The organism is Paenibacillus sp. Soil766 (assembly GCF_001428105.1).
Taxonomy (GTDB): Bacteria; Bacillota; Bacilli; order Paenibacillales; family NBRC-103111; genus Paenibacillus_E.
Genome location: NZ_LMSJ01000054.1, coordinates 47,864 through 66,520, shown reverse-complemented (window position 1 = coordinate 66,520; position 18,657 = coordinate 47,864). Strand labels below are relative to the sequence as shown.

Below are 18,657 nucleotides of genomic sequence, written 5' to 3'. Positions count from 1 at the left end.
AGAAAGCGGGGACACAGCGATGCAGAGAACATCGACACTTACAAGAAAACTTAGCGTCATATGGTCATTTCGCGTCTTATACGCGATGCTGCTGCCAGGCTTGATTTATTACGCGGTGTATCGCTATAGTCCGATGTTTGGCGCGATTATCGCATTTAAGAATTTCAATGTCATGCTCGGCGTATTCGACAGTCCATGGGCAAGCCCGTGGTACGCATACTTCAAAACGTTTTATGATTCACCGTACTTCTTCACTTTGCTAAGGAACACGTTCCTGATCAGCATTTATAAGCTGTTGTTCGGTATGGTGCCGGGAATTGCTTTAGCTATTCTATTAAGTGAAGTCAGAGCCCGTTTCTTCAAAAGATTCGTGCAAACCGTCACCTATTTACCGCATTTCCTGTCTTGGATTATTATCTACGGAATTGCAGCAGCGTTCCTCTCCGAAACGGATGGTCTGGTCAATCTGTGGGTGAAGAACATCGGCGGGGACGCGATTTCGTTCCTAACTTCCACCACATGGTTTCGTACGATTCTTGTCGCATCGGATGTGTGGAAGGATATCGGCTGGACAGCGATCATTTACTTGGCTGCCATTACAAGCATTGATCCGACCCTGTATGAAGCGGCACGCATCGATGGTTCAGGAAGATTGCGCATGATTTGGCATGTGACCCTTCCAGGCATACGTCATGTTATCATCCTGCTTCTGATCTTGAAGCTTGGACAGATTCTCGATGCCGGATTTGATCAGATTTACATTATGTATAATGTGCAAGTTTACGAGGTTGCTGACATAATCGATACCTGGGTATTCCGCACAGGGTTGGAAGAGTTGAATTTCAGCTTGGCTGCAGCCGTTGGATTGTTTAAATCAGTTGTCGGTTTCGTGTTGGTCATTACAGCGAATCGCATAGCTAGACGTTGGGGGGAAGGCGTATGGTAAAAAGTAAACAAGAGGTCTGGTTCGATGTCCTTGTCTATCTGATCCTTGCCCTTCTCGTCGTATCTGTTATATTCCCGCTCATGTACGTGCTGTCCGTGTCATTGACACCGCTTAGTGAAGTGCTCAAAAATGGCGGCTTCGTAGCCTTTCCGAGAAAATTAACGTTGGAAGCCTACTCGGCTTTCCTCCATGATCCTACAATACCAAGAGCGTATGGGGTTACGATTTTCATTACGGTTGTGGGGACAGTGCTGAACCTGTTAGTCACAACGATGATGGCTTATCCGCTTAGTAAGAGCAGACTGCCCGGAAGGAACATTCTCCTGTTCTTGGTTGCCTTTACGTTGCTATTCAATGGCGGTGTCGTACCAACCTATCTTGTTGTCAAAGCGACGGGGTTAATTAATTCGGTCTGGTCGTTAATTATTCCAAGCTTGGTCTGGTCCTTTAATTTATTGATTATGAAAACATTTTTTGAAAATCTCCCTGAAAGTCTCGATGAGGCTGCTAGAATCGATGGTGCTGGTGAACTGCGAATCCTCTGGACCATTGTGCTTCCGCTCTCGTTGCCCATTATTGCGACAATCGGTCTCTTCTATGCGGTTGGTCACTGGAATGAATTCTTTCAGGCCATCATGTATGTCAATGATACGAGCAAGTATCCGCTCCAGGTCGTCTTGAAGACGATTCTGATTAACTCAATGCTGCCGCCCATGGATATAGAGAGTGTGTTACCTACGCAATCCCTGCAAATGGCTGCTGTTGTGCTATCGGCGGTACCGATCATCATCGTGTATCCGTTCATCCAGAAGTATTTTACACAAGGCGTTCTGCTTGGCGGCATTAAAGGTTAATGGGGTTAATGTTTCTAGTACACATATGAGAGGGGATTATCAGATGCAAAGAAAGCTATCAGTAGTCTTATCAACGATATTAATTGGATGTGTGGTTGTGACGGGGTGTTCATCTAAGACTGAAAGTGGCCAAGAGAAGGGCACGAAGGCACCAAGCACGACAACGGCCGCAGGTCCGGTGAAAATTAATTTGTTCATAGGCGGATCCAACTATCCGGGCATGGCTGACGATTTTATTTTGAGCAAGCTGAACAAGGATTTGAATATGGATTTGCAATTTAACGTCGGTGCGACGGATTATGACCAACAGTTGAATGTGAAAATTGCCGGGGGATCAACGCCTGATATTTTCTCGGTGTCCAAGGTGCAGCTTGCTAACTATGTGAAACAAGGGATTTTGCTGGATTTGACCCCTTATATGGATAAAATGCCGAATATTAAAGCGAAGTTGAAGGACGTTGATCTGAATAAAGGTAAGGTAGACGGCAAGCAATATGCGATCGCGAAACGTGCCTATCTGCCGATGTCGAGCTATTGGGTTCGTCAGGATTGGCTGGATAAGTTGGGCTTACAGTCTCCGAAAACGTTGGATGAATTGAAGGCTGTAGCGAAGGCTTTTACAGAGCGTGACCCCGATGGCAATGGCAAAAAAGATACGTACGGGATTACCGGGATTGGTATTGGAACACCAGATGCTGTGAATACACCAAGTACCTTTGACCCCGTATTTTCCGCATTCGGCGTGGCTTCACCTGGTCAGTTCATGATCAAGGATAATAAAGTTGTGTACTCGACTACACAGCCAGAAACGAAGCAAGCCCTGTCCTACATTAAGGATATGATTAGCGAGGGCTTGGTCGATCCGGAATTTATGACGAACAAAGGTTTGAAGCATCAGGAGAAAGCTTTTAAAGGGCAAGCGGGTATTCTATATATCAACTGGGGCGAAATGACCAAGGATGATTATATTGCGCAGTACAAAGCGGTGAATCCAGCAGCGAATTGGGTACAAATGGATGCGTTAACAGGTCCAGGTGGTAAGTACCAAGGCTATTTTGACATCAGTGCTACAGGTGGACGGTTTGCTGTGTCCAAGGAAGTCGCGAAGGACCCGGCGAAGCTGAATAAAATCCTAGAATACTTCAATTATATCGCAGATGGCCCAGGCTATTTAACGACAATGTACGGAATCGAAGGTACGCATTATAAAATGGAAAATAACATCCCTGTCGTGACGGACAGCTCCAAAACAGGCTTCGCCTTCAATCATCAATTAACAGGACGAGATGAAAAGAATTATTTGAAAGCGAAATTTACGAAGCAGCTGCCATTTATTGATTTTGCCGAGAAACAACCGCGCATTGAGACCTATACAGAGCTTATTCCGAATCCGGAAGGCGTGTCCATCAGTGATAAAAATCGCTTCGAAAGCGAAGAGATTACGAAGTTTATTTTTGGCAAGAGTCCACTAGACAGCTTCGATGCGTTCACCAAAACACTAGAGACCAACTATCAGCTATCCAAATATGTGGAGCAAGGCAACTTGGTTCTGAAGCCGCTGGGCTATATCAAGTAGAAAAGCAAGGTATTTTAAGGGGCTGGAGCAAGGCTGTCAAATAGCTTTCGTTTCAGCCCTTTCACATTTAAAGGATGAATGAGGAGTCGATGCAGATGCATACAAACGAATATATTTTGGAAGAAGCGAAGTCGGTTCCAGTCATTGAAGAAGTGGATATTTGTGTGCTTGGCGGAAGCTGCACAGGAGTCTTCGCCGCTGTACGGGCAGCGAGGCTGGGTGCAAGTGTGGTTATTGTGGAGAAGCAAAATAATTTCGGCGGCGTTGCGACGTCGGGCTTAGTCAATATCTGGCATAGCTTTTATGATACCGAGTTCAAGCAGCAGATTATTGGCGGTTTAACGCAAGAAACCGTGGAACGATTGGATCGGCGAGGGGCTGTGGCGGAAGAGAAGAAGAGCCATTCGGTCGGCTATGTGCTGAATACGGAAGAGTTGAAAATCGAATTGGATGAGCTCATCACAGAGTCGGGGGTGGGGCCTTATTTGCATACGATGTTCGTGGCACCAGTCCTTACTGATGGTAAATTAACGGCCATCCTCGTGGAGAACAAGTCAGGCAGAGGTGCGATTAAAGCGAAAATGTTCATCGATGCAACAGGTGACGGTGATTTGTGCGCGCGTCTGATGCTGCCGTTAACGAATGAGGATCATCGGCAACCACCTACGACTTGTGCCAAAATCGGTGGATGGGGATCGGGCCCAGGGTTTAATGATGTCACAGGGTTTAATTCTTTGAAGGGACTTGACTTAAATGATGCCCTCATTAAGCATCAGGCTGAATTCGACTTGCCAGAGGGCTTCGGTTGGGGGCGCTTCGTACCCGGCAGTAAAGATGTCTATATGTATGCGGGGACAAGAGTGTATGATGTGGACTGCAAGGAGGGGTTATCCTTGACACAAAGCGAAATGGAAGGAAGAAGACAGGTTAGAGCGATCATGGATATGGTACGCAAATATGGGCCAGACAATAAGCTGACACTGCTCTCGCTTCCCTCTTACATTGGCATTCGCGAAACTAGGCATATCCATTGTCAGTATCGCCTTACTGGGAATGATGTGCTGTATGGTGTCCGCTTTGAGGATGCCATTGCGAATGGCAGTTATCGTGTGGATATTCACCATGATGATAAGCCGGGGATCACCTTTCAATATTTGGATGGCGAGCAGGCGTATGTGCGCCCAGGATATCCCGTGGTCAAAGGGAGATGGCGGGAGAAAACGGAGCAAGATCCTACATTTTATCAGATACCGTACCGCTGCTTAGTTCCCGGAGGCTATGACAACTTGCTGACCTGCGGTCGCATGATTGATGTGGATCAAGTCGCCTATGGTGCAGTTCGTGTCATGGTAAATATGAATCAGACTGGTGAAGCAGCTGGCGTTGCGGCTTATCTAGCGCTGCGAGCAGATATCGGAGTTGGCGACGTGAATACGGAGGAGCTTCGCTCGACGCTGCGAGAGGGGGGATCTATTATTTTGTAAATGAGATCGGCTAATAGCACTACCATTATGAGAGGGGATGTTCCATGGTTAACGGGAAAGGACTGCGAATTTGGTATGTTAGTTTCATGTTGTTAATGGTGTTTATGATTATAAGTACTTACGTCCCGCAAAAAGCGTATGCAACAGATGAATTCGATACATTGAGGGCCAAATGGAAAACAATGCTGACTGGGGGAACCTCCTACTCCGTGACGGATGGGGATATTAGTCCGAAAATCGCAGCGATTACGGCTACTGCTCAAGACTATTGGGACCGTATGAACAAGGCGCCGGCGGCACCTACGAATTATTTGTGGGTCGATTTGCCAGCTGGAGATCGTACGTCCAGTCAAGTGACTTCCGGATTCCGTCGCATTAGGGACATGGCGTTAGCGACACAGACTTACGGATCTCCGCTGTATGGGGACCCTCAACTTATTGCAGATGTCATCATGGCGTTGGATTGGATGAATACATGGCGATACAATTCTACCAAAGCCTCCTATGACAATTGGTGGGATTGGCAGATCGGCGCACCAACAGCATTGAATGATACCGTTGTACTTATGTACGATTCACTCAGCGCGACGCAAATAACGAACTACATGAATGCCGTGATTAAGTACTTGCCTTCGGTGAATAAAGCTGGAGCCAATCTGTCATGGCAGGCAGCGGTTCTCATCTTGCGAGGTGTGATTATTAAGGACAGTGTGAAGCTTATTGCCGCTCGCGATGCCTTAACGACCTTATTTTCAAATGTGACGACAGGTGATGGGTTCTACGCAGATGGTTCTTTCATCCAGCATAATGTTTATGCGTACACAGGTGGATATGGCGCTAACATCTTAATAGATACGGCCAATATGATGTATTTGTTAAAAGGCTCAACTTACGAGATTACGAATGCCAACCAGTCGAATGTGTATCAATGGATTTATAAATCCTATCAGCCGCTTATCTACAAAGGGGCCATGATGGATATGTCTCGTGGCCGAGAAATCGCTCGCTACACTTCCCAGGATCGGGATGCAGGACATTTCATTATGCAAGGAATAATTCGTCTATCTCAAATTGCTCCTGCTGCGGATGCCAACGCCTTCAAAAGCATGATCAAATACTGGATTGGGGCGGAAAATCAAGGCAGTACCACGAACAAGTTCTACACGGATGCATCCATCAACATGATCTTGTTAGCCCAAGGCATCATGAGCGACTCTGCTGTAGCTCCGGCTAGCGAACTGGTGAAATATCAACAATTTAGCTCCATGGCTAGAACGGTCCAGCTTCGGCCTGGCTATGGATTCGGTCTTGCTCTATTCTCGAACAAAATAGGAAGCTACGAAGGAGCCAATAGTGAAAATTTGAAGGGCTGGTATACGGGTGTAGGTACGACTTATCTGTATAATAATGACCTGAACCAATATAGCGAGGATTTCTGGCCGACAGTTGATAAATATCGGTTGCCTGGAACGACGGTCGTTTCTGCGACGTATGCGGTAAGCCAGCATAATACGAGCAATTGGGTCGGAGGAACAGATATCCTTGGCGTATATGGTGTTACTGGCATGGAGATGGGGATTACCTCGAATACGCCAAGTACGTTAACCGCCAAAAAATCGTGGTTTATGTTTGATGATGAGATTGTAGCATTAGGAGTGGGAATTACGAGTGCTGATGCGAAGTCGATTGAAACGATTGTTGAGAATCGTAAATTGAACAGTACAGGTTCCAATGCTTTGACGGTGAATGGCGTGGCGCAATCCACTAGTTTGGGATGGTCGCAATCGCTGCCTAGCGTTAGCACGATGCATCTGGCAGGGAATGTGCCAGGTTCGGATATCGGCTACTATTTCCCAACGGCGGTAGCGGTCCAAGCGAAACGGGAAGCGAGAACCGGCAAATGGAATCAAATTAAGACGACGGGTGTTACGTCGGGCACCAGCATTACGAAGAATTATATGACGATGTGGTTAGATCATGGCGGCAATGCAACGGATCAGGCGTATCAGTATGTGATTCTGCCGAACAAGACCAGCGCAGAGGTTGCTAGCTATGCCAACAATCCGAATATTACGGTGTTGGAGAATTCCGCCAGTGCGCAAGCGGTGAAAGAGAATACGCTGAATGTTGTAGGTGTGAATTTCTGGAACGATGCGGTGACGACTGTGGATCGGATAACCTCGAATAAGAAAACAGCCGTTATGACGAAGGAAACATCGAATGGTTTCGAAATATCTGTATCCGATCCGAAGCAGGCGAATACGGGCTCTATTCAGGTTGAGATTAACAAGGCGGGGGCTGGGACACTCACGGCAGATGCAGGCATTACCGTTACCCAGTTGAGCCCTACGATTAAATTTAGCGTGAATGTGAATGGGGCGAAGGGGAAAGCGTTCAAAGTGAAGTTCAGTTTAGCGCCGGTTGCAGCTACGATTATTGTGGATGATGCTGATACTACGGGCGTTACGCTGGTTGGAAGGTGGTCTTTTGGCACGAATCTGACTAATAAGTATGGCATAAGTTATTTGCATGACGGTAACACCTATCATGGATTAAAGAGTGCTGCCTTCACTCCTACGCTAACGGCAGCAGGGACGTATAAGGTGTATATGTGGTGGCCTTCCCACACGAATAGGGCAACGAATGCCCAGGTGGACATCCTTCATGCTGGCGTTACTTCAACGGTTACCATAGATGAAACCCAGGATGGCGGCCAGTGGAATTTGTTGGGTACGTATACGTTTGATGCAGGTACGTCAGGCAATGTAAAGGTGCGCAACGATGGCGCGAATGGTTATGTAACCGTGGATGCGGTTAAATTTGAGCCAGTGCCTTAGCAGGTAGGGAAAAAGAAGCCGAGAGGCTTCTTTTTCGTTTGGTTCATGGCTTGCGCGCCTCGAGCGGAGCTGCCAAAGCGGGAGCCGCGCGCCCGTAAGTCGAAAAAATCGACTTAGGGCCCGACAAAGCGCGAGCCGCGCGCCCGTAAGTCGAAGAAATCGACTTACAGCCCGCCAAAGCGGGAGCAGCGCGCCCGTAAGTCGAAAAAATCGACTTACAGCCCGCCAAAGCGCGAGCTGCGCGCCCGTAAGTCGAAAAAATCGACTTACAGCCCGCCAAAGCGGGAGCTGCGCCCCCATAAGTCGAAAAAATCGACTTAGAGCCCGCCAAAGCGCGAGCCGCGCGCCCGTAAGTCGAAAAAATCGACTTACGGCCCGCCAAAGCGCGAGCAGCGCGCTCGTAAGTCGAAAAAATCGACTTAGAGCACGCCAAAGCGCGAGCAGCGTGCTCGTAAGTCGAAAAAATCGACTTGGGGCCCGCCAAAACGCGAGCCGCGCGCCCATAAGTCGAAAAAATCGACTTAGGGCCCGCCAAAGCGCGAGCAGCGTGCTCGTAAGTCGAAAAAATCGACTTAGGGCCCGCCAAAGCGGGAGTCGCACGCTTGCTCCAACTTGGCTGATCCACAGCCGTTTTTCTTCGCGCACTAGCATTAAATCCGACTAAAACCCTCAGTCCAAGGGGTGAAATTGGTATTTAGCAAACTAATAAATATAACATAATCATTTAGCTGAATGCAATATTTTTTTTGAAAAAGGCTTGATTAAATCATTCAAATGGGTTAATCTTCTAATTGTTGGAAAACAAATAAAGTAGAGAGAAAGGAGTGGAACGAATGGAAATGATGAGCATGAAAATGATGATGTCGATGTGTATGGAAGAAATGATGTGTAAAATGAACAACATGAAGATGATGATGGATTGCATGCAAGGTATGGAAATGAAGGACATGATGGATATGGATATGATGATGTCCAAAATGCAGTCATGCGATGAGATGATGACGATGATGATGGGCATGATGCGTGAAATGAAACAAACCGCTGTGTAAGATTCATCCTTAGGCAAGGAGTTATCACACACAAACGGTTATCATTGAATTCAACCGATGAAATGATGAGATCTGTACATATCAATCTGCAAATTGATGCGTACCATGAAAAGCAATTCTGCAGAGCAGATGACTGCATGCAAGGAAATAACGAATAGGCAGGAACCGATGTCCAGTAGAGCGGAAAACCGCATACGGGATTTTTTGCATTTTCTAGCTATGGTAAGTCGCGTTCAACTGTTTACCAATTTCAACCCGCTGTAGTTTCAATCCCCAGACTTCCTCGATCAACCGAAAAGAGGCATACGCGTTATCTGTTTCTCTCAGCTGTTTGTACAGCTCCAACATCTTCGTATTGACGGCATCGAACTGTTGCCATAATTGGCTTATTTGATATTCAAGTGTCGTTTGTTGCATATATAAGGCTGAGTTACTCAGCGTCTGTATAATGTCGTTCTGCCATTGGACGTCCCCGATTTGCTTCGCATAATTCAACAAATCCAAGTAATCATCTTTCCAGCGTTGCTCTAGTTTCACGGTTTTTAGCATGGCGTTTACCTCATTCCGGCGTTATACCTAGTATTATACTCGGAATTTAAGGAATTACAAGAGCGAATCTTATTAATAAAAATAAGAGTTTACATGTTAGGGGGTAGGTGTTGTTCTTGGTGCTCGTTTCCCCGTTATTTCATGCCAATTTCGCCAAATGGGACATTTCGGGCAAAATTAGATGTATAAAATCCAGTTAAACTCCCCAAAGGCAAGTTTTACCCGGAAATAGATGTATAAAATCCAGTTAATCCCAAAATCTACCCAGTCTGGGAACGCAAAAGATGAAAGATGGGATAAGCGGAGAGCTTATTTGGGATGGTTTCTATTGGTTGTTATTTTTAAAAAAGTGGTTGTAAAACTTTAATTAATACCAGGCTATCACATGTATTATAAATATAGCGCTTTCATTAAGAGGAAAGCGAAATTTAAGTGAAGGGGCATACTTGATGAGCAACTTATCCATCTCAACACCTGTTCAATTGAAGAACGTGATCATCCAGGATGACTTCTGGTCCCCTTATATTTCATTAATTCGCGATGTGGTAGTCCCTTACCAATGGGAGGCGCTGAATGACCGAATCGAAGGCAACGAGCCGAGTCACGCCATCCAGAATTTCAGAATCGCCGCCGGATTAGAGCAAGGTGACTTCTACGGCATGGTGTTCCAAGATAGCGACGTGGCCAAGTGGCTTGAAGCCGTCGGTTATCTGTTGGAGCAAATGCCTGATCCCGATCTGGAGAAAGTAGCGGACGAAGTCGTCGATCTGATCGCGAAGTCGCAGCATGCGGACGGATACGTGAATACGTATTTTACACTTAAAGAAAAAGCAGGCAGATGGACGAATCTCGCGGAGTGCCACGAGCTCTATTGCGCGGGTCATCTAATCGAAGCGGCGGTCGCCTATGAGAAGGCCACGGGGAAAGGCAAGATACTGGAAGTGGCTTGCAAGCTGGCCGACTGCATCGATGCGACGTTCGGGCCAGAGGATGGCAAGATTAAAGGCTATGATGGTCACCAAGAGGTCGAGCTGGCGCTGATGAAGCTCTACAGAGCGACCTCCAACGAGCGATATATGAAGCTGGCGAAATTCTTCTTGGACGAGAGAGGGCAGACTCCCCACTTCTACGACGTAGAGTTCGATCGCCGGAATGGCGAGATTCATTTCCAAGCGTTGAAGATAGCCAAGGACAAATCTTACAGCCAAGCGCACCTCCCGATTCGCATGCAGCAGACGGCTGAAGGACACGCGGTGCGGGTCGTATATATGTGCACCGGGATGGCCGACGTAGCGGCAGCGACCGGAGACGAGGCGTTGCTGAAGGCATGCCGGACGCTCTGGCATAACATCGTGAACAAGCGAATGTACATTACGGGATCGATCGGCTCGATGTCTTATGGTGAGTCATTCACGCTCGATTACGATTTGCCGAACGATACGGCTTATGCTGAGACATGCGCATCGATCGGTTTGATCTTCTTCGCCCAGCGCATGCTTCAGATCGAGCCAAGAAGCGAATACGCAGACGTCATGGAGCGAGCGCTTTACAACACCGTTATCGGCGGAATGTCTCGCGACGGACAGCACTTCTTCTACGTGAATCCTTTGGAAGCTTGGCCTGAAGCGAGCGGTAAGAATCAGAATTTCGATCACGTGAAGATGGAAAGGCAGCGATGGTTCGGTTGCGCTTGTTGCCCGCCTAATATCGCTAGGCTGCTTGCCTCTCTCGGCAACTATATCTACTCGTTCCATGGGCATGCCCTTTATGCTCACTTATATATTGGGAGTCAAGTCACGGTGGATGTGGATGGCAGCGCTATTGGGCTCACCCAGCATTCCGACTTGCCTTGGAACGGTAACATCAGATTCGAGCTAACGATGGATGGGCCCAAAATTTTCTCCTTGGCTTTGCGGATACCGAGCTGGTGCGGGTCTTGGGATGTCAGGGTTAACGAGCAACCGGTAGCGGAATCCGATCTGCGCCTGATTAACGGATATCTGCATCTTGAACGGACATGGAACGCAGGCGATATCGTCGATCTAGTTCTACCGATGAAGGTTAGCCCGATGAAAGGCAATCCTGAGATTCGCGAGACCGTAGGCATGGTCGCCATCCAGCGAGGGCCGATGGTGTACTGCTTGGAGGAAGCTGACAATGGCAAAGGGCTGCATAAGCTGATCATCCATCCGGGCTTCGAAGATCAAGTTAATTTTGATAGCAGCTTATTAGGCGGACTACTTACCATTGACTTAACTGCTTACCGGATCCAAGACGAGGGCTGGAAGGATCAACTGTACCGCGTGAAAGACGAAGATCATTTGGTAGCTACGACCGCTCGATTCATCCCATACTTTGCTTGGGCGAATCGGGGAAGCGGCGAAATGCGAGTGTGGATCAGAGAAAATACGGTTTTACCCTCATGAGGTGCAAGGATAGATGACAATTATTGACTCTGGTCAAGGAGGGAAGGGAGCAAACTACTCGATAGCAGTCCTTATAGTCAGATGAAATATTCCCTGCCAACGCGGGAGGAATTAAGGATTGACGTTGAATTATATATGATGGAGGGGTTAATGTGAAAACAATGAAAAAAGAATTCATGTTTAGCGTGTCTATGGTATTAATCTTAGGTTTGGTCGCTGGATGCTCCACGAATACTGATAAACCAAGCGCATCGCCAACGGGAGAAGCAGCTACAAAAACACCAGAGAAAACGGCAGCTCCTTCCACGGAGAAGGTTAAGATTACCTATTCGATGTGGGGAAGCGAGGCTGAAGGAAGCACAACCCAGGCAGCGGCGGATAAATTTAATGCTTCTCAAAACAGAATCGAAGTTAAAGTGCAAGCGATTCCTTGGGAAAACTACATGACGAAGTTGAATACGCAGGCGACGGCAGGTCAATTGCCAGATACGGGAATATTGAAAGAGGATGGCGTCATCCAGTGGTCCTCCGATGGCATGCTGAAAGATGTTAGTGAAATGTACGCGGGTAGTGACAGCAAGCCGCTGGATAGCCTTGCTTACAAATATCAAGGCAAAACCGTAGCCTATGCTGCTGCGAATGAAATCCTCCTTCTTTATTACAACAAAGACATGTTTGATAAAGCGAAGGTACCTTATCCGCCATCCGCATTGGATAAAGCATGGACATGGGACGAATTCGTAGCAACGGCGAAGAAGCTGACGGTCGACAAGAATGGCAAACATGCTGACGAGGCTGGCTTTAATCCGCAGAGCATCGTTCAGTATGGCGCATCCGTCGAAAACCTGGCATGGCAATTGGAAGCCTGGGTGCTTAGCAATGGCGGGGGTTTCTATAACAATGACGGTACAGCGGTAAGAATTGGGGAAGACGCCAGTATCGAAGCGATTCAGAAAGTCGCGGATCTGTACTTGAAAGACAAAGTTGCCCCGTTGTCTGTTGGACAGACCGATGATGGCATTCAGCGTACCATCATCGCAGGAACGGTTGCCATGGCCACAAACGGCCAGTGGAACATAGGAACTAGCTTGAATGCAGCCAAGGAAGCAGGACTGAAATATGGCGTAGCCGTATTACCATACTTTAAGCAAAAAGTTACCCTCAACACCGGCGGTGCCAATGTCGTATTCTCCCAGACCAAGCATCCGAAAGAAGCGATGGAATGGCTGAAATGGTACACGGCTGAAGAAAACAACTGGGGACTGATCTCATCGGGCATTTGGATGCCAACACTGAAGAAGTGGTATACAGATGAAACACTTACGCATAAGTGGGTCGACAATAAGAACTTCCCTCCGTATGCCGAATACAAGTCAGCTGTAGTCGATTATGCGCAATCCTCAGCCGCCAGACCAGCTGCTTGGTTCTATACGAATCATACGACGGATTTTAACACCTTGCTGGGATCGACTTTGGGGGATGTATGGACTGGTAAAGCTACCGCTAAGGATGCCATTACCAAAAATCTCGAAGCTCTGAAAGCAGCCAATAAAGGCAAAAAATAACGTATCGGAAGGATGGCCGCCAAGAACTTGCAAGCGGTGGTCATCCTTCAAATATGAGGTGGGGGGCAAGACATGGAAACCTTTAATAAACCTCAGCAACGCCGTTCCCGCTTTCATTCAAGTGAGGCAAGCGTTGCTTATATATGCTTGATTCCAGCAATACTCGGACTGATCTTCCTTACATATCTGCCTCTTCTTGGCGTGTTGGGAATTAGTATGACGAATTGGACGGGACTAAAAAACCCTGAATTCGTCGGCTTCAGCAATTATATTACGCTATTTACCACCGATCCTTATATTAAAGATTCAATTATAGCAACGCTCTACTTCGCATTTTTATCTGTAGCCGGAAGTATGATTTATTCCCTTTTCATAGCGATGCTGTTGAACCGTAAAATTCCGGCAAGAGGTTTTTTCAGAGCTATATTCTATGTGCCTTTCGTTTTGCCTGCTGCCGCTATATATGTAGGATGGTCCTGGCTTTACGAGGCGAATTTTGGTTTCTTCAACTATCTCCTCTCCGAAATCGGTTTGAACAAAGTCCTTTTTATCGCGGATTCCAATTACGTAATCCCATCTCTTTCATTGATTGCGGTCTGGCTGTCGGGGAACTTAATCGTTATTTTTTTGGCTGGGCTTCAAAGCGTTCCAAGCGTCTATCATGAAGCAGCTGAAATGGATGGCGCGAATGGATGGAATCGCTTCCTGCATGTTACCTTGCCTTGTATGACGCCGATTATCTTTTACAACCTGTTGCTGAGCCTAATCGCCAATCTCCAAGTCGTTACGCCTGCTCTTGCTTTGACCAATGGCGGTCCGGGCAACTCTTCTCGATTCATGACTTATCTGATGTATGATCAGGCTTTCGTCAACTACAAGCTGGGTTATGCCTGCGCGACGACCTTTATTATTTTCGCCATTCTTGCCGCTTTTACTGCCGTTTTGTTCAAGACGTCTAAACGGTGGATCTTTTCCGAAGGAGACGACGATAAATGAGCGAAGTCGCATACACCAGTTATAAGAGCAAGAAACGCAGTGAACGAACGATGAACGTGCTTACACTTATAGTCGTCATTGTATTTGCCCTCATCGTGCTCTTCCCGATTTGGTGGATATTCCGTACGTCACTGATGACGAATCCCGAGATTTACAAATATCCGCCGTCTCTCATACCGAAAAATTGGTTGTTCTCCAATTATGAAAAAACATTGAATATATTTAAATTTTGGAAATATTTGTGGAATACGATGATCATTATTGTTCCTTCCTGCTTGGGGGGGACGTTCACGGCTACCTTGTGCGGATATGCCTTTGCGAGGTTGCGGTTTAGAGGCAAACAATTGATCTGGATGCTTTGCGTCGGTTCTATGCTGTTGCCTGCCATGGTTACGCTCATTCCCCTCTACATCGGTTGGACACGGGGGTTGGGGCTCCATGACAGCTATCTGCCATTGATTTTGCCATATTTTTGCGGCGGCGGCGCTTTTAATATCTTTTTGATACGACAGTTTATTCTCTCCATACCGAGAGAACTCGACCAAGCGGCAACGATTGACGGGGCCGGGTACTTCCGGATTTTGTTCAGCATTATTATGCCGGCGATCAAGCCCGCCATGATTGTCGTCGCATTGTTTATTTTCATCGGCTTATGGAATGATTTGCTCCAACAGATGATTTACATTAATTCGAGCGAAAAATTCACTATCGCGTTGGGGCTTACCAATTTTAAAGGTCAATTAAAGCAAGATTGGTCGTTGACGATGGCAGCCACGTGCCTGTCCTTTGCTCCAGGCGTTATTTTCTACCTGATTGGTCAAAAGTACTTTGTAGAAGGAATCACGTTGACCGGTATGAAAAGTTAATATTCTGCCATAAGAAGCGAAGCTAAAAAACCCCTTGAAGGATAATCCTTTAGGGGTTTTTCAGGTTGAGATTTTTAAATAAATCTGCGGTGATATTAGTTCATATAGTGTAAAAAAAGGTTGTGAAAATGAAATTAAATCACACAATTTTTAGATATGATAGGAAATGTAAGCGCTACAATTTCAATGGATGATAGGGGGTGCGCCGCAAAGGATGACAGCACGATACTGCCAGGATTAAAGCCCAATGGTATCCCTGCTAGATGTCGATGAAATCTTAAATGAGAAAGAGAGGCTATCTAATGAAGCAAATGCTTAGACAGTATTGGAGCAAGATGTCGAAGTCACAACGCGTGCAACTGTTTGCAGCTTCAACGTTTACTGCAGCAGCCATCCTGTTGGTGCCGCAACTCGCTTCCGCCAATACCATTACGAACAGTAATTTTACGGTCCAGACGGGCACGAATGGCGAAATTACTTCTCTACAAATTGGCGGGGATACATACCCAACCAACTATGTCATGAATGCAACGAATGCACCCAATCAGAATACGGCTGATCATCAATGGGTTGGGGAGCTGATGTTTACTTACAGGCTTGGAACAGGAGCTTGGACGCAAGCGTTATCGAGTAAATCGGCGGATGGTAGAACCACTTCCCAGACGGGCAATACCGTCAATATTACCTATCAGAATTCAACCAACAGTGCAGGTATTAAAAATTTTAAAGTCGATGAATCCTACTCCCTTGTAAGTGACTATTTGAAATGGGGAATCACCGTTACGAATACGAGCACGCAATCTTTGGAAATCGGAGATTTCGGCCTCCCGCTCCCCTTCAATGAGTTCTTCACTGCCGGCAATAATGACCCCATCTATGAGACACGCATCATTACACATGCTTTTATCGGTAACAATAGCTCGTATATCGTGGCGCAGCGTCCTAGCGGTATTGGTCCTTCCCTGCTCATGGTACCTGACACGACGACGGGAGCAGGACTTGAGTATCAAGATAATTGGCGCGTTGAGGAGCATCCGGGCAGCAAGTGGGCAGCGGATCAAGGCGGCTATGCGAAGGGTCTGAATGTGTACTATATCCACTCCAATGTGATTAAAAGCAACGGTCGCGGATATTTGCCGAACACCAGTTTGACACTTGCACCAGGCGCAAGCAAAACGTACGCCTTCAAATTCTTTAAAGCTGCGGATGAGTATGCTGTTCAAGACAGGTTATATAGCGAAGGAATGGTCGATTTCAATGTGGTCCCTGGCATGATTGTGCCAACGAATCAGACGGCTAAATTTGATTTGCACACCTCCAAAACAATAACGGCCGTTACGCCGCAATACCCATCAGAGACGACGATTACTTCTTTAGGTACGACGGGAACGAATCACAAATTATATCAGATGATGATGACCCATTTGGGACAGAACAATGTTACGGTTACGTATGGCAATGGAGAGAAAACAGTCCTCCAATTCTATGCCATTGAACCTATCGATGCGGCATTACAACGGCATTCGACGTTCATGGTGAATAATCAACAATGGAATGTGCCAGGGGATATTCGGGATAAAGTGTTTGACGACTGGATGATGCAGACCAAAGCGAAGCGAAACAATTTCGCTGGATACTGGGGGTGGGGAGATGATTGGGGGCTTACACATGGTCAATTCCTTGCTGAGAAAAATGCCATTACACCAATCGCTTCGGAAGTAACAGCGGTTGATAATTATTTGGAAACGGCGGTATGGACGAATTTGATGAATGGCCATCATACCGACTATCTGGTACCCGATTTCTTAATGGCACAGCCGAACACAACACCAACTTATCGGGGTTATGCGTATCCGCATATTTATAACACGTACTTCAGTATGTATAAAATCGCAAAGCTTTACCCGAATCTTGTGACCTACAAGAATCCCAAAAATACGTATTTGCTGCGTGCCTATAATGTGTTCAAAGCTTTGTATGATGGACCTGTTGCTTACAACTGGGAGACGGGGTTAATGGGTGAGTTAACAACGCCAGACATCATTAAAGCACTGCAAGACGAAGGTTATTCAACACAAGCGAATGATATTATTAGCAAAATGGCAACGAAATACAACAATTTTTCGGCAAATGCTTATCCGTATGGTTCTGAATACAGCTACGATAATACAGGAGAAGAATCTGTCTATATGCTGGCTAAGATGAATAATAACAATACCATCAAGGGTAAAATCAATGCCAAAACGAGAGCAGCACGCGGACATATGCCAGTGTGGTATTACTACACAGATCCTGTAACGATTACGGGGGACAACTGGTGGAATTTCCAATACAGTACGTCACTTGCAGGTTATGCGATGGATGACTGGATTCGTACGAATTCCACGACGCCTGAGAGGGAACAGCGGTTATCCTATGCGGCCAAAATAGCGAATATCAGTGCGATTAATTCTGGTCAAATCAGTAGTGATCCAGCGAATATCGGTGCTGTTTCTTGGACGTATCAAGCAAGTAAAGGAAATAACGGCGCTCTAGGGCTTGACGGCGGTCCTCTATTTAATGGCTGGCGCGGGATGAGTGGAGAGGCTGATCTTGGGCTGTTCGGTGCTTTGAAAATTCTAAGTGCGGATGTGGCTGTTGACCCTATCTTTGGCTTGTATGGCTATGGGGCGGACGTGACCTCAAGCAACGGGAAATATACGATCACGCCGAAGGATGGCTTGTTCAAACGATTGCATCTCATTACGGAGAAGTTCTCCATGGAGCTTGAGCGTGACCAATATACATCAGCTATTGTGGCAATAGCAAAGAATGACGTTAATTTTACGTTGAAAAATTCAATGACAACAGCTGCCCACACGACGAAAGTTACATTTACGGGGCTTGCAGCAGGTACGTATAATGTGCTTGTGAACAACGTGCAAACAGGCACAGTGACGGCGACATCAGGTGCTAAAACCATTGTCAATCTCAGCATTGGAACGAATACTACGTACGATGTGAAACTGCAAGTAGGCACACCGTCAGGTCCTCAGGATGTTGCACCGCAAGGGACAGCGACGACTTCGTTCGTATCGTCTTGGGAAAGTCTGGCAGGTCTGAACGATGGGTATGCACCAACAAGTTCAAATGACAGAGGGCATTCCGTGTATGGAAACTGGGATAATCCAGGTACGACGCAATGGGTTCAATACGACTTTGCCTCAGCAAAAACATTATCCAGTACAGCGATTTATTGGTTTGACGACGATCAAGGTATCGATCTGCCAGCCTCCTATACCATTCAGTATTGGAATGGAACAGCATGGGTCAATGTAGCAAGCCCATCAGGATTAGGGGTTGCTGCGAATCAATACAACACGACGACATTTACGCCTGTTTCTACCACCAAAATTCGTGTCAACATCACAGCCAAAGCGACGACATCTTCAGGAATTGAATCCTGGCGAGTATTCGGAACCTAATCCATGTACGAGAAGCTGCCTTTCGGATCTTCGTTGATCTGCAGG

12 protein-coding genes are annotated in these 18,657 nt (G+C 46.7%); 11 read left to right on the top strand and 1 reads right to left on the bottom strand.

Annotated features, from left to right (window positions below; genetic code table 11):
* Nucleotides 1-19: 19 nt before the first annotated feature.
* The 6 genes from ASG89_RS29790 to ASG89_RS29760 all read left to right on the top strand — a co-directional run bounded on the left by ASG89_RS29790 (nt 20) and on the right by ASG89_RS29760 (nt 8,746).
* A complete protein-coding gene (locus ASG89_RS29790; RefSeq protein ID WP_057314982.1) occupies nt 20-946 on the top strand; it encodes an ABC transporter permease in 927 nt (308 codons plus the stop codon).
* The gene (locus ASG89_RS29785) at nt 940-1,800 is read left to right on the top strand and encodes a carbohydrate ABC transporter permease (protein WP_057314981.1); all 861 of its coding nucleotides are present in this window, start codon (nt 940-942) and stop codon (nt 1,798-1,800) included. Before ASG89_RS29790 ends, ASG89_RS29785 begins: the two co-directional genes overlap by 7 nt.
* A gap of 43 nt (nt 1,801-1,843) precedes the next feature.
* Complete coding sequence (locus ASG89_RS29780) at nt 1,844-3,376, top strand: extracellular solute-binding protein (RefSeq protein WP_057314980.1); 1,533 nt, start codon at nt 1,844-1,846, stop codon at nt 3,374-3,376.
* A 95-nt stretch (nt 3,377-3,471) separates the two neighbouring features.
* Nucleotides 3,472-4,860 carry an FAD-dependent oxidoreductase gene (locus ASG89_RS29775; protein ID WP_057314979.1) on the top strand — a complete coding sequence of 463 codons (1,389 nt, stop codon included), beginning with the start codon at nt 3,472-3,474 and terminating at the stop codon, nt 4,858-4,860.
* Nucleotides 4,861-4,904: 44 nt separating this feature from the next.
* Nucleotides 4,905-7,697 (top strand): polysaccharide lyase family 8 super-sandwich domain-containing protein, encoded by a 2,793-nt coding sequence (locus ASG89_RS29770; RefSeq protein WP_057314978.1) that lies wholly within the window; start codon nt 4,905-4,907, stop codon nt 7,695-7,697.
* Between the two features lie 833 nt (nt 7,698-8,530).
* Nucleotides 8,531-8,746, top strand: a complete 216-nt coding sequence (locus ASG89_RS29760; RefSeq protein WP_057314976.1) for a hypothetical protein — start codon at nt 8,531-8,533, stop codon at nt 8,744-8,746.
* 213 nt (nt 8,747-8,959) lie between these two features.
* Here ASG89_RS29760 and ASG89_RS29755 read toward each other — a convergent pair whose 3' ends face one another.
* Nucleotides 8,960-9,295 (bottom strand): hypothetical protein, encoded by a 336-nt coding sequence (locus tag ASG89_RS29755; protein WP_057314975.1) that lies wholly within the window; start codon nt 9,293-9,295, stop codon nt 8,960-8,962.
* A 449-nt stretch (nt 9,296-9,744) separates the two neighbouring features.
* Between ASG89_RS29755 and ASG89_RS29750 the strand changes: the two genes are divergently transcribed.
* The 5 genes from ASG89_RS29750 to ASG89_RS29730 all read left to right on the top strand — a co-directional run bounded on the left by ASG89_RS29750 (nt 9,745) and on the right by ASG89_RS29730 (nt 18,612).
* Nucleotides 9,745-11,721 (top strand): glycoside hydrolase family 127 protein, encoded by a 1,977-nt coding sequence (locus tag ASG89_RS29750; RefSeq protein WP_057314974.1) that lies wholly within the window; start codon nt 9,745-9,747, stop codon nt 11,719-11,721.
* A 161-nt stretch (nt 11,722-11,882) separates the two neighbouring features.
* Complete coding sequence (locus tag ASG89_RS29745) at nt 11,883-13,286, top strand: ABC transporter substrate-binding protein (RefSeq protein WP_063868225.1); 1,404 nt, start codon at nt 11,883-11,885, stop codon at nt 13,284-13,286.
* A gap of 72 nt (nt 13,287-13,358) precedes the next feature.
* Nucleotides 13,359-14,282 carry a carbohydrate ABC transporter permease gene (locus tag ASG89_RS29740; protein ID WP_057314972.1) on the top strand — a complete coding sequence of 308 codons (924 nt, stop codon included), beginning with the start codon at nt 13,359-13,361 and terminating at the stop codon, nt 14,280-14,282.
* Nucleotides 14,279-15,148 carry a carbohydrate ABC transporter permease gene (locus tag ASG89_RS29735; RefSeq protein ID WP_057314971.1) on the top strand — a complete coding sequence of 290 codons (870 nt, stop codon included), beginning with the start codon at nt 14,279-14,281 and terminating at the stop codon, nt 15,146-15,148. Before ASG89_RS29740 ends, ASG89_RS29735 begins: the two co-directional genes overlap by 4 nt.
* 335 nt (nt 15,149-15,483) lie before the next feature.
* The gene (locus tag ASG89_RS29730) at nt 15,484-18,612 is read left to right on the top strand and encodes a DUF5695 domain-containing protein (RefSeq protein ID WP_414813309.1); all 3,129 of its coding nucleotides are present in this window, start codon (nt 15,484-15,486) and stop codon (nt 18,610-18,612) included.
* Nucleotides 18,613-18,657 lie beyond the last annotated feature (45 nt).

Coding starts and splice junctions, on each gene's coding strand:
- ASG89_RS29770 (WP_057314978.1), top strand. CDS start 4,905: ATGGTTAACGGGAAAGGACTGCGAATTTGGTATGTTAGTTTCATGTTG.
- ASG89_RS29790 (WP_057314982.1), top strand. CDS start 20: ATGCAGAGAACATCGACACTTACAAGAAAACTTAGCGTCATATGGTCA.
- ASG89_RS29730 (WP_414813309.1), top strand. CDS start 15,484: ATGTCGAAGTCACAACGCGTGCAACTGTTTGCAGCTTCAACGTTTACT.
- ASG89_RS29775 (WP_057314979.1), top strand. CDS start 3,472: ATGCATACAAACGAATATATTTTGGAAGAAGCGAAGTCGGTTCCAGTC.
- ASG89_RS29755 (WP_057314975.1), bottom strand. CDS start 9,295: ATGCTAAAAACCGTGAAACTAGAGCAACGCTGGAAAGATGATTACTTG.
- ASG89_RS29785 (WP_057314981.1), top strand. CDS start 940: ATGGTAAAAAGTAAACAAGAGGTCTGGTTCGATGTCCTTGTCTATCTG.
- ASG89_RS29760 (WP_057314976.1), top strand. CDS start 8,531: ATGGAAATGATGAGCATGAAAATGATGATGTCGATGTGTATGGAAGAA.
- ASG89_RS29750 (WP_057314974.1), top strand. CDS start 9,745: ATGAGCAACTTATCCATCTCAACACCTGTTCAATTGAAGAACGTGATC.
- ASG89_RS29745 (WP_063868225.1), top strand. CDS start 11,883: ATGAAAAAAGAATTCATGTTTAGCGTGTCTATGGTATTAATCTTAGGT.
- ASG89_RS29780 (WP_057314980.1), top strand. CDS start 1,844: ATGCAAAGAAAGCTATCAGTAGTCTTATCAACGATATTAATTGGATGT.
- ASG89_RS29740 (WP_057314972.1), top strand. CDS start 13,359: ATGGAAACCTTTAATAAACCTCAGCAACGCCGTTCCCGCTTTCATTCA.
- ASG89_RS29735 (WP_057314971.1), top strand. CDS start 14,279: ATGAGCGAAGTCGCATACACCAGTTATAAGAGCAAGAAACGCAGTGAA.